We start from the raw sequence: 13,156 nt of genomic DNA on the forward strand, positions 1-13,156 counted from the left end.
GGCGGCTTTCCACTATCGGAAAGCCGCCGCCTCGCTATATTGTCACCGTCACCGGGGAGGGGAGTACAGACTAGGACCGGGGTGCGAGCGCCTCCAGCACCTGCTGCTGGACCGCCGCCGTATTACTTGCCACCAGGGACACCGGGTGCACACCGGCGACTGAAATGCCCGCGTGCTCGGGCAAATCGCCCTCCAGGGTGGAGGCGACGCCGCCAGCCTCGCGAATCAGCGGCAGTAGCGCCGCCACCTCGTAGAACGACAGGGATGCGTCCACGACGGTGTCCACAGCACCCTCAGCGAGCATACACGCCGCCCAGAACGAACCGTACGCACGGGAACGACCCACTGAGCACAGAAGCTGTACAAGCTCGCCAGAGCGGTCCACAGCGCCTTCAGAGGCCGCCTTCCAGGAGGAGAGATCGGTGTACGCGGCAGACAGCTGATCCAGCTGAGTCAGCGAAGACACCTCAAGACGAGTCGCCTGCGCCAAGGACTTACCCGTGTACGCGCCCGAGCCGCGAGCAGCCCACCAGCGGCGACCCAGCGCGGGTGCAGACACCACACCTACTACCGGCTCACCCTGATCCAGCAGAGCAATCAGAGTCGCCCACACCGGCACGCCGCGGCGAAAATTATCCTGCTCAGCAATCGGTGCAATCACCCACTGGCGCGCCGCCTGACCGTTATAGCCGGCATGGGCACCGGCAATACCGTCACGAGTACGCACACGCGACAGCTGCGCGCGCAGAAGCTCCTCAACTTCCTGAGCCACACTCGAGGCGTAATCGGCAGGCTCCTGCACCTGCGCCTGCGGTTCTACGGGCTGCTGAGTAGCCTGCTGCCACGGCGCCAACGGTGCCGCGGCGGGTGCCGCCTCGGCGGGCTCTACCACCTCGGATGCGGGGGAGAAGACCGGGCGGTCACGAAAACGCATGGCGCTCACACGATCGACGCTATCGGCAAGAATATGCGCAAGACGCAAATCGTCGGTGTACTGCTGGGGACGGCTCATAGTAATGCTCTTCTTCAGTATTCGGTGATGTAGTCAGCAAAAATGTGCGTGTAGTGCTGTGTGTAATGCAGTGGAGAGAACCTAGACGAGAGCGCCCAGTTCCTTCTCCGAATCGCCCTCTTCAGGAGTCAACAGCAGCAGCTTACGCAAGGACTCCAGGCGGGCGGGACCGCTCTCACCGGCACGACCGGCAGCAACGTACGCCTCCAGACCGCACTCGGGAGCCTGCGCCGCGTGCGTACACGCCTTCGGACAATCCGCCGCACCCGGCGCCAGGTCCACGAACGCCTCCACAACGGTCTCCGGCGGCACATGCGCCAGACCGAAAGAACGAATACCCGGAGTATCAATAATCCAGGTGCCCGGCTCCATCGGGTCGCCATTCGCATTCACCGGACGCAACGCCAACGCCGACGAGGAAGTGTGACGGCCACGGCCCGTCACCGCGTTCACATGACCGGTCGCACGCTCGGAGCCGGTCAGCGCATTCACCAGGGTCGACTTACCCACACCCGAATGACCCAGAAGCACCGACACCTGACCCAGCAGCTCCTGCAGAAGCTCCTGAACCGGCGCCGACTCCAAACCGGCAGCGCCCTCCTGGCTCGGCGCCAAACCATCCGAAGACGAGGACAGCACAATCTTCAAACCGCTCGCCGCATAGTAATCCAGCAGGTTCTGCGGGTACCGCACATCGGTCTTCGTAATGCACAGAATCGGCTCAATCCCGGCGTCAAACGCCGCTACCACGGCACGGTCAATGAAGCCGGTGCGCGGCTCCGGGTTCGCCGCAGCAACCACAATCACCAGCTGCTGAGCATTCGCCACGACCACGCGCTCCGACGGGTCGGTGTCATCGGCGCTACGGCGCAGAATCGAGGTGCGCTCGCCCAGACGCACAATGCGCGCCAGGGTATCCTTCGCGCCGGAGGTGTCACCCACCAGGTCCACAAAGTCGCCGGTTACAATCGCGGTGCGGCGTAGCTCCTTAGCGCGCGCCGCAATGAGGGTACGCTCCTTCTCGGTACCCTCATCCACGACGACCGACCAGCGGCCGCGGTCCACCGTAATGACCCTGCCACGAATCGCTTCTTTGAAGGTCGGGCGGTCCTTCGTGCGGGGGCGGGAGCCCTTCTTGTTTGGGCGCACGCGCACATCCGACTCATCCCATTCGGAGAAATCGCGCACGTTCATGCGGGAAGAACCCATTTAGAAGACCTCCTGGTCGGCGGTAACGATGGAAGCGCCGGCCTGCCATTGCGCCAGCATGTCCTCCCACATTGCGGTAAATTCGGGCATGGTCTTAGCCACGGTGGCAACGTTCTGCACCACCACATTGGGACGGCGCAGACCAATAATCGTCGCGAAGGTTGCCATACGGTGATCGTCGTAGGTGCGTGCCAGAACCGGCTGAGCCTCAGCGGTAGCGGGGATGGGCGCCTCAAGCACCAGCGAATCGGCGGTGTCGTGGGCACTGCCTCCCAGGCGGTTAATCTCAGCGGCGAGCGCGGCGAGGCGGTCCGTCTCATGACCGCGCAGATGCGCAATACCGGTCAGCTCAACGCGGCCCTTCACGAAAGCGCAGGCAGCCGCCATGGTCGGCGCCAGCTCGCCACCGGCAGACAGATCAAAGGAGAAATCACCCTCGGGAAGATGCGCCGGACCGGTCACAGTCAGACGGCCCTCAGCGTAGCGAACCTGCGCACCCAGCGCGGGCAGAAGCTCACGCCACATATCGCCCACCTGGGTCGTACCCGCCGAAGAATCAGCCGCGGGTGCCGGCCAGTGAGGAATAGTCACCGACTCGCCGGTAACCACGGCGGCGGCAAGGAACGGACCGGCATTCGAAAGGTCCGGCTCAATGGTCATCTCAAAGCCGGGGAAGGAACCGGGGTGAACCGTCCAACGGTACTCGCCGCCCTCTGCTTCGTTGTCTTGGCTCGGGTAGTGCTCCTGCACCCGAATACCCATCTGGCGTAGCGCCTCCACGGTCATCTGAATGTGCGGGATGGACGGTACCGAAGAACCCTCATGCACCAGCACCATGCCCTGCGGCAGGCGAGGCGCCATCAGCAACAGCGCCGAAACGAACTGGGACGATGTCGAAGCATCAATACGAACCACGGGCGCCTCAGGAACACCCTCTGCGCTCGCCAGGCCGGGGGAGCGCAGTACGAAGGGCAGAGCGTTCTCGCCCTGCTCACAATCCACCTGCACACCCAGCTGACGCAGACCCTCCAGAACCGGACCCATCGGACGCTGACGAGCGTGCGGGTCACCGTCAAAAGCGAACTCACCCGGCAGCAGCGCCGCCAGGGCGGGCACAAAACGCATCACGGTACCGGCAAGACCGCACTCAATCGACACGGTGCGTGACTGAGCGGAATCGGACTGAGCCTGTGCGGAATGTGCCTCCACAAAGCTCAGGGGAGTGACCTTAACATCCGGACCGAACGGCGAATCGGTCGGCACCAACTCAATACCCGCCCCCAGCTGGCGCAGCGCCTCAATCATCAGCGCCGAATCGCGCGAATGTAGCGGCGCACGCAAATACGAGGGGGAATCAGCCAGAGCAGCAAGCAGCAGATAACGGTTCGTGAGCGACTTAGAACCCGGAATATGCACCAGCGCGTTCTTGCCAGCGGCTTCGCTGGAGGCGGGTGCCAGGGGAGCGGGCCAATCACCGGGGGAAAGCTGCACTGCTGCGTCGCTCATATATCCTCTTCTGGTTCAAATCATGGGGAGGGCGCAGACTCAGAGACGCTGCGCCGGTTGATGTCTACCCCTATTCTACCGGTTGAGGGTTTGCGAGCCGCTGAGGGCTCCAGCGATGAGATAGGCAGCGCGAACCAAGCAACACGAACCAATCAATACGCGTAAAGGCGGTGCACCGTTATTGGTGCACCGCCTTCACTCATCATCAGATGTCTGTACCCCCAGCGGGGCAACAGCTTGGGGCAGCTTAGAGGTTAGCCTCGGCGCAGAACTTCTGCACATCCTGCAGCAGACGCGCCTTCAGCTGCTCGGGCGCCTGCTGAGCGCACGAAGAACGCATCTTCTCACGAATCATCAGCTCAAAGTCCTTCACATCCGCGCAGTCGGGGCAGGCATCCAGATGCGCCTGAACCGTGCGCAGCTGCTCGGGGCTCAGCTCCCTATCGAGGAATTCGTAGAGGTGCTTGAGAGACGACGAGCAGGGCTGGCCGCCGCAATCCTCCAGCGGCTCAGAAGCCGCCGGGGCTTCGGGAACAGAAGAATTCTTGTCTGTGGTTGACATCGGGGTTCCTTTCACACGGAAGGTATAAAGCGTTAGGGGAGTCTAGCCCCAACCTGATGGGGGGGGGGCTAACTCACGTGTAGAAGAGCGAAACTAAGAATCTGCAGGCGCCTCGGAGCCAGAGCCCGCCGGCGGGGACTTTACGCCCTTGGCCGTCTTAGTGCCCTTGGTAGCCTTTGCCGGCTGCCCCTTAGCGCTCGCCTTCGCGGCTGCTTTCGCCTCAGCCTTCGCTTCTACCTTTGCGATGGTTGACGGGCGCAGACCGTTCTCACGCGCATAATCGAGCAGCTTCTCACGCAGAATACGGCGGCCACGATGCAGACGAGACATCACCGTGCCCAGAGGGATATCCAGAATCTCCGCAATATCCTTGTACGCGAACCCCTCCACATCGGAGTAGTACACCACCATGCGGAAATCCTCAGACAGCTCGTTCAGAGCCTCACGAACCTCCGTATTCGGCAGGGCACTCAGCGCCTCCGCCTCGGCAGAACGCAGACCCACCGCATCATGCTCACCGGCCTGAGCCAGCTGCCAATCCTCCACCGTCTCACCCTGAGACTGCTGCGGCTCACGCTGACGCTTACGGTACAAATTGATGTACGTATTCGTCAGGATGCGGTACAGCCACGCCTTCAGGTTCGTACCCTCGGTGAACTGGTGGTACGAAGCAAAAGCCTTCATGTAGGTTTCCTGCACCAAGTCTTCAGCATCGGCAGAGTTGCGGCTCATCCGCAGGGCAGCAGCGTAGAGCTGATCCACATACTGCATAGCGTCCGCGGTAAAGCGTTCGCGTAGCTCGCGGGTATCCGCCGCGGTGTTGGTTTCAGCCATGTTTCTCCTCTACAGGAACGCGCCAGGCGTTCACTTCCATAACGTAGAATTCTTCTCTTTATTCCGCAGAATGCGCACAAACATCTGCGGGTAAAGCAAAACCCCGGGTCCGAATAATATCCGAAACGCCGGGGTTTTAAAGTGTATGCAAGATACCTTATGCGTTGGGGCGCTTACCGTGGTTTGCGCCGCCCTTACGACGGTCCTTGCGCTTACGACCGCGCTTGCTCATCAGAGCCTCCTTATAGTGTTCATGGATGCACGCCCCACCTTCGCGGTGCGTGCCCCCTATTACCTGCCCTAGCAGAGGCGGTCACCGAAAACCGGTGCTCCACGCTATAAGGGCAACGCCGTCTATTTTTTCATAGAAACGGCATGATTGCATCTTGGAACCGGGATATGAGCTAAAAAACACGAACTTTCTTCGCATCAGCTCACAACCCCAGCCGGGGGAGCGGGCTCTTAGCCGTGCTCAGGAATGTTCAGCCAGTTGTACCAGCCGCGGTGCAGAACCAGCCACGCCATCAGACCGTAACCGGACTGACCCGGGCGGCCGTCATTCGCGGCAAGGTCGTTGCGCCACTGCTCGTGGTGAAGCAACGGGTTGAAGGTATCCACGTACACGTGGTTACGGCGGGTCACCACATCCGCGTACGCCGCCGACAGGTCAGCAATACGGCGGTTACGCTCAGCGTCCAGGGTCGGCGGCGGACCAACAACCAGAACCTTAATGTTGTTCTGCGACGCCATATCCACAATGTTCGCCAGGTTCAAACGCGAACGAGCGCTGGTCAGACCCAAATCAATGTCAAAGGTCGACGGAGCAATAATGAGGCGGTTATCAGCACCGGGAACGAAGCGGCGGCGTGCCTCCTCGAACCAGCGTGCATTCAGCTGCTCGCTACCTTCATTGGGGGCGGCAAGGTTATATGCCGCAATGGATGCAGTGGTCTGCGGGGTGCGCGCCATAACGCGGCCAAACCAGCCGAGGGTACGGGGGTCGCCAACACCGGCGAGCAGGTCATCGCCGACTGCCACAATTCGAATATTGCGTTGCTCCACGGAATTCTTTCTTCAGCAGGATGCGCCCGCCGTGAGAGGCGGCAAGGCACGTGAGTAATAGTCTTCATATCTAGGATAAGCGCTCTTGAGCCTCTTTTCGAACTTAATACCCTCTCCGGTAAGCATCCGAGACTAAAAAACCCGTCTGCCCGCCAGAAACATCTGACGGGAAGACGGGTTTTGAAGAGCTAAAACCTTAGCAGTTTAGCTGTAGAAGACCTTAGCCTTCGAAGACCTGCTTGAGCAGAGCCTGAGCCTCAGCTTCGTGCAGCTTACCGGTACCGGCAGCCGGGGAAGCAGCTGCGGGGCGGGAAGCAAGACGCATACGGCGGTCGATCAGCGGCTGCAGGTTGAGAGCCATGAACGGCCACTGACCCTGGTTAGCAGGCTCGTCCTGAGCCCACACAACGTCGGTAGCGTTCGAGTACAGAGCCAGCTGCTCCTTGACCTCCTGCTCGGGCAGCGGGTACAGCTGCTCCACCGAGACAATAGCGGTCTTGGTGTCGCCGCGGCGCTCGCGCTCAGCTTCCAGATCGTAGTAGAGACGACCGGATACGAAGACCACACGCTCAACCTGAGCCGGGTTAATACCCGAACGGTCACCAATCACCGGCTGGAACGAACCCTCGGTGAAGTCCTCAATGGAGGACGCAGCAGCCTTCAGACGCAGCAACTGCTTGGGGCTAATCACCACGAGCGGCTTGTACGGACGGTGCTGAGAGTGACGACGCAGCAGGTGGAAGTGCGAAGCCGGAGTCGAGGGGCATGCAACAGTCATGTTGTTCTCAGCGCACAGCTGCAGGTAACGCTCAACACGAGCCGAGGAGTGGTCAGGGCCCTGACCCTCGTAGCCGTGAGGAAGCAGCATAACCAGCGAGGAGCGCTGGCCCCACTTCTGCTCGGAGGAAGACACGAACTCGTCAATGATGGTCTGAGCGCCGTTTGCGAAGTCACCGAACTGAGCCTCCCACACCACGAGCGAGTCGGGGCGCTCCACCGAGTAGCCGTACTCGAAGCCGAGAACGCCGTACTCAGAGAGGAAGGAGTTGTAGATACGGAACTTGCCCTGGTCCTCAGAGAGGTGCTCCAGCGGCGACCACTCTTCATCAGTCAGGTGATCGTGCAGAACAGCGTGACGCTGAACGAAGGTACCGCGCTGAACATCCTGACCGCTCATACGAACGTCGGTGCCCTCCATCAGCAGCGAACCGAAGGCGAGCAGTTCACCCATACCCCAGTTCACGTTGCCGGTGCGGCCCATCTCAACGCGCTGCTCCATGAGCTTCTTCAGCTTCTTGTGGACGGTGAAGCCCTCGGGAGCCTTACCGAACGCGTCAGCGATGTGCTGCAGAGTCTCACGGGAGATTGCAGTCTTACCGCCGTGAACGACCTCGGTGTTCTGCTGAGCAGCGGGCAGCTCCAGACCGGAAACGTGCGCGCCAGCAGGAGCCGGTGCCGAAGACTGAGTCTCGACGAAGATAGCGTCCAGCTTCGAGTGGTAGGAGTCCAGAACTTCGTCTGCCTCTTCCTGAGAGACATCGCCGCGACCGACCAGGTCCTGTGCGTACAGGGTGCGGGTCGAGGGCAGGACGTCAATATCCTGGTACATCTTCGGCTGGGTCATCGACGGATCGTCAGCCTCGTTGTGACCGCGGCGGCGGTAGCAAATCAGGTCAATGACAACGTCGCGACCGAAGCGCTCACGGTACTCGAATGCCAGGCGTGCGGCGCGAACCACTGCATCCGGGTCATCAGCGTTGACGTGGAAGACCGGAGCCTTGGTCATACGCGCAATGTCGGAGGCGTGGGTTGCGGTGCGGCCGTCGTTCGGCAGGGTGGTGAAGCCAATCTGGTTGTTCACCACAACGTGCACGGTGCCGCCGGTGGTGTACGCCTTCAGGTCAGCCATCTGCAGGGTCTCCATGACGATACCCTGGCCAGCGAACGCTGCGTCACCGTGAATCAGGATCGGCAGGACCGGGTGACCCTCAATGCCCTGCTCACGGTAGACATCCTGCTTAGCGCGGACGATACCCTCGAGCACGGTGTTTGCGGCCTCAAGGTGCGAGGGGTTAGCAGCCACGTACACCTGGGTCTGCTTACCGGAATCGGAGGTGAAGACACCCTCGGTACCGAGGTGGTACTTCACGTCACCGGAGCCACCCTCGTAGGGTGCTGCGGTGCCGGAGAATTCACGGAAAATCTGAGCGTAGGACTTACCAGCAATGTTGGTCAGCACGTTCAGGCGACCGCGGTGTGCCATACCAATGGCAACGCCCTTCAGGTCGTTGTTAGCGGCCTTGTCCAGAACAGCGTCCAGCAGCGGAATCAGGGACTCGCCGCCCTCCAGGGAGAAGCGCTTCTGACCCAGGTACTTGGTCTGCAGGAAGTTCTCGAATGCCTCAGCCTCAACCAGCTTGGAGAGAACACGCAGCTGCTCCTCGCGGGTGGGCTTAGCAACGCCGCGCTCCAGGCGCTCCTGGAACCATGCGCGAACCTCGGGGTCCTCAGAGTACATGTACTCAACGGACAGGGAGCCGGAGTATGCCTCGTGCAGGCGCTCCAGGATGGTGCGCAGCGGCAGACGCTCAGCGCCGCCGAAGCCACCGGTCGGGTAGACGCGGTCCAGATCCCACAGGGTCAGGCCGTAGTTCTCCAGCTTCAGGTCCGGGTGCGAACGCATCTTGTAGCCAACGGGGTTGGTTGCTGCGGTCAGGTGACCGTGCACGCGGTACGCGTGAATCAGCTGCTGAATACGTGCAACCTTGGAAATCTCGTGAGCGTCATCGACGTGGTTGTCGCGTGCCCAACGGACCGGCTCGAAGGGAACCTTCAAATCGCGGAAGATAGCGTCGTAGAAGTCGTCGCCGCCAAGCAGGTAGTGCTCAACCAGCTTCAGGAACTCACCGGAACCTGCGCCCTGAATGACGCGGTGGTCGTAGGTGCTGGTCAGGGTGATGATCTTGGACAGGCCCTGCTGGGTGATGAGCTTCTCGGACAGGCCGCGGAACTCAGCCGGGTACTCCAGAGCACCCACACCGATGATCGCTGCCTGGCCCTTGGAGAGGCGGGGCACCGAGTGGACGGTACCGATACCACCGGGGTTGGTCAGCGAAACAGTGGTGCCGCGGAAGTCCTCAATGGTCAGCGCGCCGTTACGGCCACGCTTAACGATGTCGTTGTACGCATCCCAGAACTCACGGAAGCTCAGCTGCTCAGCACCCTTAAGGTTCGGAACGACCAGGTTGCGGGAGCCGTCGGGGCGGGGCAGGTCAATAGCCAGACCAAAGTTTACGTGTGCGTTGTGGATTGCAACGGGCTTGCCCTTCTCGTCCACACCGTAGGTCACGTTCATCGAGGGCATCGCTGCCACTGCGCGAATCACAGCGTAACCAATGATGTGGGTGAAGGAAACCTTGCCGCCGCGGGTGCTTGCCAGGTACTTGTTGATGGCTGCGCGGTTCTCAATGAGCAGCTTTGCGGGGACCGCACGAACGGTGGTTGCGGTGGGGACAGTCAGCGACTCTTCCATGGTCGTGACGACTGCCTTAGCAGGGCCGCGGAGGGGGACAATCTTGTCTTCAGCAGGTTCCACAGTTTCAGCCTTCTTGGTAGCAGCGGGAGGGGTGGGGTTAGCAGGCGCAACCGCAGGCTTCGGTGCCGCGGGAGCGGGAGTTGCTACAGGTGCGGCAGGTGCAGCCGGCGCGGCGGGTGCCGCAGCAGGAGCTGCACTAGCGGTACCGGCGCCTCCCAGCGCCTTATCGATGGTCTCAAAAATGGGCCACCATGAAGGGTCCACGAGGTTCTTGTCCTTCTGGTAACGCTCGTACTGTTCTTCAACGAACCATTCGTTACCGGCAAATTCCTCAGGCACCAGATGTTCTGGCAGATTTGGCACGTTAAACGCCTCTTCCAATTAGTGTGAATTTATCCGTCGCGTCCGGGACTCTCCCCGGCATAGACGACCCGCGTCTTCGAGGGGCGAATCATCACGCTGAGCATGTGCGCATCGCCTAAGATGGTGGCCGTATGTGCGGGGTGTGCACCGTACAAACCTGCCTAGCGTGCCGTGAACGTCGGGGTTCATCCGCTTGCATGGCGGCACACTCATGCTCCTATGTATAAGTGTAAAGAGAAGCACGGTGAACTTTCCAGCTCATCGCGCTATATCCGCAATGCAATTTTTCACTCTTGCTGATTCGCAATGAGCCGCGTGCGCAACAAGTACTGTCTTGCACGTGTGAGCAGGCACTCTACAGCACCGGGAAGAGACGAAACCTTCGCTAAAATATGGGGTATGGATGACCCTTTGAGTAAGACTCTGACTACTAGCCAGCGCAGAATACTGCCCGAATACTCGGCGCTCCGTACCGTGATGTTCCGTGCAGCCACCCGTGAAAACACCCCGCTTTCGAGTGCCCAGCATCTGGACATCTCCCGCGCGGTGGTGCTTCACCAGAACCGAGTCGCCGCACACCAGTCGATGGAGGCGGTGGCTGAGTGGATCTAATCCTTCTGCTCATCGGCCTACTCCTCATCCTGGGAACGGGCTTCTTCGTCGCCGTAGAGTTCTCCCTCGTAGCACTTGAAACCGCGACCGTGCAGCAGGCAAAGGACTCCGGCGATAAAGCAGCCGACGCCGTCCTGCGCTGCCTCAAGACGCTCTCTACTCAGCTCTCCAGCTGCCAGATCGGCATCACCATCACCACGCTGCTGACCGGTTACACCCTCGACGCCGCCATCAAGGCGCTCACCACCGGCGCCATCAGCAGCCTGGGTCTACCCACCAGCGTGACCGACGTACTCACCCTGGTGCTGGCGATGCTCATCGCAACCCTGCTCTCCATGGTCGTCGGCGAACTGCTGCCCAAGGGCCTCGCTATCGCCGAACCCTACGATGTGGCGCGTCGAGTCGCCCCCGCGCAGCTGGCATTCACCCGCGTCATGTCCCCGCTCGTGCGCATCATGAACGGATCCGCCAACTGGATTCTCGGACGCTTCGGCATGGAAGCCAAAGAAGAACTCTCCGCCGCCCGCACCCCCGAAGAGCTCTCCTCCATGGTGCGCCGCTCCGCAGAAGAAGGCACCCTCGACTCCGACGCGGCACGCTTCGTGGACCGCACCCTGCGCTTCTCCGAGCTGACCGCCTCCGAAGTAATGACCCCGCGCGGCCAGATCGCCATGCTCGAAGACACCGCCCCCGTTGCCGAAGTCATCAAGCTGGCACGCTCCACCGGCCACTCCCGATTCCCCCTCTACAAGGGCGACCACGACAACATCGTGGGCGTCGTACACGTGAAGAAAGCGGTCGGTGTGCCCCCGGAGGTACGTGAAACCCTCGAAGCCGGCGCCCTTGCAGAAGACGTGCTGCAGGTCCCCGAAACCCTGCACCTGGACGCGCTGCTCACCCAGCTACGCCAGGGTGCCCTGCAGCTCGCCGTGGTCCTCGACGAATACGGCGGAACCGCGGGCATCGCAACCCTCGAAGACCTCGTCGAAGAAATCGTCGGCGAAGTCTCCGACGAACACGACCGCGGCCGCACCGAACGCCCCCTACGCTACGGCAACGGCGACTGGGTGTTCTCCGGCCTGCGCCGCCCCGACGAAATCAACGCGCTCATCCCCGGGCTCGAGGTTGAGGAAAGCCCCGAATACGAAACCGTCGGCGGCTTCATGATGGAACGGCTCGGCCGCATCCCCGAAGTAGGCGACAGCGTCCCCGTACCCGGCGGCACTCTGCGCGTCGACACCCTCGAAGGCCGCCGCGTGGACCGCATCCGATTCACCCCCGCACCTAGCGCACAGGAACAGACCGAGAAGGGAGGCAACGCATGAACGACTGGGTAGCCATCGCACTGCTCGTCATCCTGCTCGCCGGAAACGCCTTCTTCGTCGCCGGTGAATTCGCCATCATGTCCACCCGACGAGCACAAATCGAACCGCTCGCCGAAGAAGGCAATAAGCGAGCGCAGACCGTCATCTACGCGCTAGAAAACGTCTCGCTCATGCTCGCCACCTGCCAGCTGGGCATCACCATCTGCTCGCTGCTGATTCTGAACGTCTCAGAACCGGCACTGCACCACATGCTGGAGGTGCCCCTGCACCTGGTCGGCCTGCCCCACGCAATCGTGGACGTAATCGCCTTCGGTATCACCCTGATTATGGTCACCTACCTGCACGTGATCTTCGGCGAGATGGTTCCCAAGAACGCCGCCGTGACCCTCGCCGCCCGCGGTGTGGCCCTCTGGATTGTGCCGACCCTGGTGACCTTCTCCAAGATTTTCGCCCCCGTGGTCGCCCTGCTGAACAACCTGTCCAACAAGCTGCTGGCGCTCATGAAGGTCGACGCGAAGGACGAAGTCGCCTCCACCTTCACCCTGGGCGAGCTGCAGACCATCGTGGCAACCTCAACCGCGGAAGGCACTGTGGAAGACGACGCCGGCGTGATTGAAAGCGCCCTCGAATTCACCGAGAAGGACGTCTACGAAATCATGGTGTCCGGCGATAAGCTCGTCACCCTGCCCTTCGGCAGCACCCCCGCCGAGCTGGAACGCGCCGTGGCACGTAGCGGCTACTCCCGATTCGTCATTACCGACAGTGACGGAACCTACATGGGCTACCTGCACGTGAAGGACGCCCTCGCCATTGCCCCCGAGCGGTTCGAGGAGCCCTTCCCCTGGTACAAGCTGCGTTCCCTGGACACGCTCACCCCGACCACCGATATTGACGATGCGCTCGCCTCCATGCAGCGCAGCCGAACCCATATCGCGCAGGTTATGGATGAGCACGGCGTAACTCTCGGTGTGGTCTTCCTCGAAGACGTGCTGGAGGAGCTCGTCGGCGAAATCAACGACACCACCCAGGACGCGGTGCGTGAGCGTGTACGCCGACAGCAGTCGCGTGAAGCCCAGTAATAAGCCCAGTAGCCGTATCGTGAGATACCTCGAATAAAACAGGGAAATCTTGAACAC

Annotated in this window: 11 protein-coding genes; 3 read left to right on the plus strand and 8 right to left on the minus strand. The window is 61.4% G+C overall.

Going from position 1 to position 13,156, the window contains the following annotated elements; all coding sequences use genetic code 11:
- Nucleotides 1-70 precede the first annotated feature (70 nt).
- From HMPREF2527_RS01715 to HMPREF2527_RS01745, 8 genes are all read right to left on the minus strand, one after another.
- The gene (locus tag HMPREF2527_RS01715) at nt 71-1,012 is read right to left on the minus strand and encodes an inositol monophosphatase family protein (protein WP_049347237.1); all 942 of its coding nucleotides are present in this window, start codon (nt 1,010-1,012) and stop codon (nt 71-73) included.
- Nucleotides 1,013-1,093: 81 nt separating this feature from the next.
- Nucleotides 1,094-2,221 carry a ribosome small subunit-dependent GTPase A gene (gene rsgA / locus HMPREF2527_RS01720; protein WP_049342178.1) on the minus strand — a complete coding sequence of 376 codons (1,128 nt, stop codon included), beginning with the start codon at nt 2,219-2,221 and terminating at the stop codon, nt 1,094-1,096.
- Nucleotides 2,222-3,727, minus strand: coding sequence for a 3-phosphoshikimate 1-carboxyvinyltransferase (gene aroA, locus HMPREF2527_RS01725; RefSeq protein ID WP_070505946.1), 1,506 nt, complete (start codon nt 3,725-3,727; stop codon nt 2,222-2,224).
- A 247-nt stretch (nt 3,728-3,974) separates the two neighbouring features.
- Nucleotides 3,975-4,289: a mycothiol system anti-sigma-R factor gene (gene rsrA / locus HMPREF2527_RS01730; protein ID WP_044150308.1), complete on the minus strand. Its 315-nt coding sequence runs from the start codon at nt 4,287-4,289 to the stop codon at nt 3,975-3,977.
- A gap of 93 nt (nt 4,290-4,382) precedes the next feature.
- On the minus strand, nt 4,383-5,123 hold the full coding sequence (locus tag HMPREF2527_RS01735) for a sigma-70 family RNA polymerase sigma factor (RefSeq protein WP_049358549.1): 741 nt from the start codon (nt 5,121-5,123) through the stop codon (nt 4,383-4,385).
- A gap of 157 nt (nt 5,124-5,280) precedes the next feature.
- On the minus strand, nt 5,281-5,355 hold the full coding sequence (locus HMPREF2527_RS09975; RefSeq protein ID WP_095343185.1) for a 50S ribosomal protein bL37: 75 nt from the start codon (nt 5,353-5,355) through the stop codon (nt 5,281-5,283).
- A gap of 230 nt (nt 5,356-5,585) precedes the next feature.
- Nucleotides 5,586-6,185, minus strand: coding sequence for a GDSL-type esterase/lipase family protein (locus HMPREF2527_RS01740; RefSeq protein WP_005505446.1), 600 nt, complete (start codon nt 6,183-6,185; stop codon nt 5,586-5,588).
- A gap of 220 nt (nt 6,186-6,405) precedes the next feature.
- Nucleotides 6,406-10,083 (minus strand): multifunctional oxoglutarate decarboxylase/oxoglutarate dehydrogenase thiamine pyrophosphate-binding subunit/dihydrolipoyllysine-residue succinyltransferase subunit, encoded by a 3,678-nt coding sequence (locus HMPREF2527_RS01745; RefSeq protein ID WP_070505950.1) that lies wholly within the window; start codon nt 10,081-10,083, stop codon nt 6,406-6,408.
- A 411-nt stretch (nt 10,084-10,494) separates the two neighbouring features.
- On the opposite strand from HMPREF2527_RS01745, the gene HMPREF2527_RS01750 reads away from it, so the two are divergent.
- From HMPREF2527_RS01750 to HMPREF2527_RS01760, 3 genes are read left to right on the plus strand one after another with little or no spacing between them, the layout of a single operon-like run.
- Nucleotides 10,495-10,695, plus strand: a complete 201-nt coding sequence (locus HMPREF2527_RS01750) for a hypothetical protein (RefSeq protein WP_141744700.1) — start codon at nt 10,495-10,497, stop codon at nt 10,693-10,695.
- Nucleotides 10,686-12,020: a hemolysin family protein gene (locus HMPREF2527_RS01755; RefSeq protein WP_070505952.1), complete on the plus strand. Its 1,335-nt coding sequence runs from the start codon at nt 10,686-10,688 to the stop codon at nt 12,018-12,020. Before HMPREF2527_RS01750 ends, HMPREF2527_RS01755 begins: the two co-directional genes overlap by 10 nt.
- Complete coding sequence (locus HMPREF2527_RS01760) at nt 12,017-13,099, plus strand: hemolysin family protein (protein WP_070505953.1); 1,083 nt, start codon at nt 12,017-12,019, stop codon at nt 13,097-13,099. The genes HMPREF2527_RS01755 and HMPREF2527_RS01760 overlap by 4 nt, the downstream gene beginning before the upstream one ends.
- Nucleotides 13,100-13,156: the final 57 nt, after the last annotated feature.

The sequence above is a fragment of the Rothia sp. HMSC071B01 genome (genome assembly GCF_001808945.1).
GTDB lineage: Bacteria > Actinomycetota > Actinomycetes > Actinomycetales > Micrococcaceae > Rothia.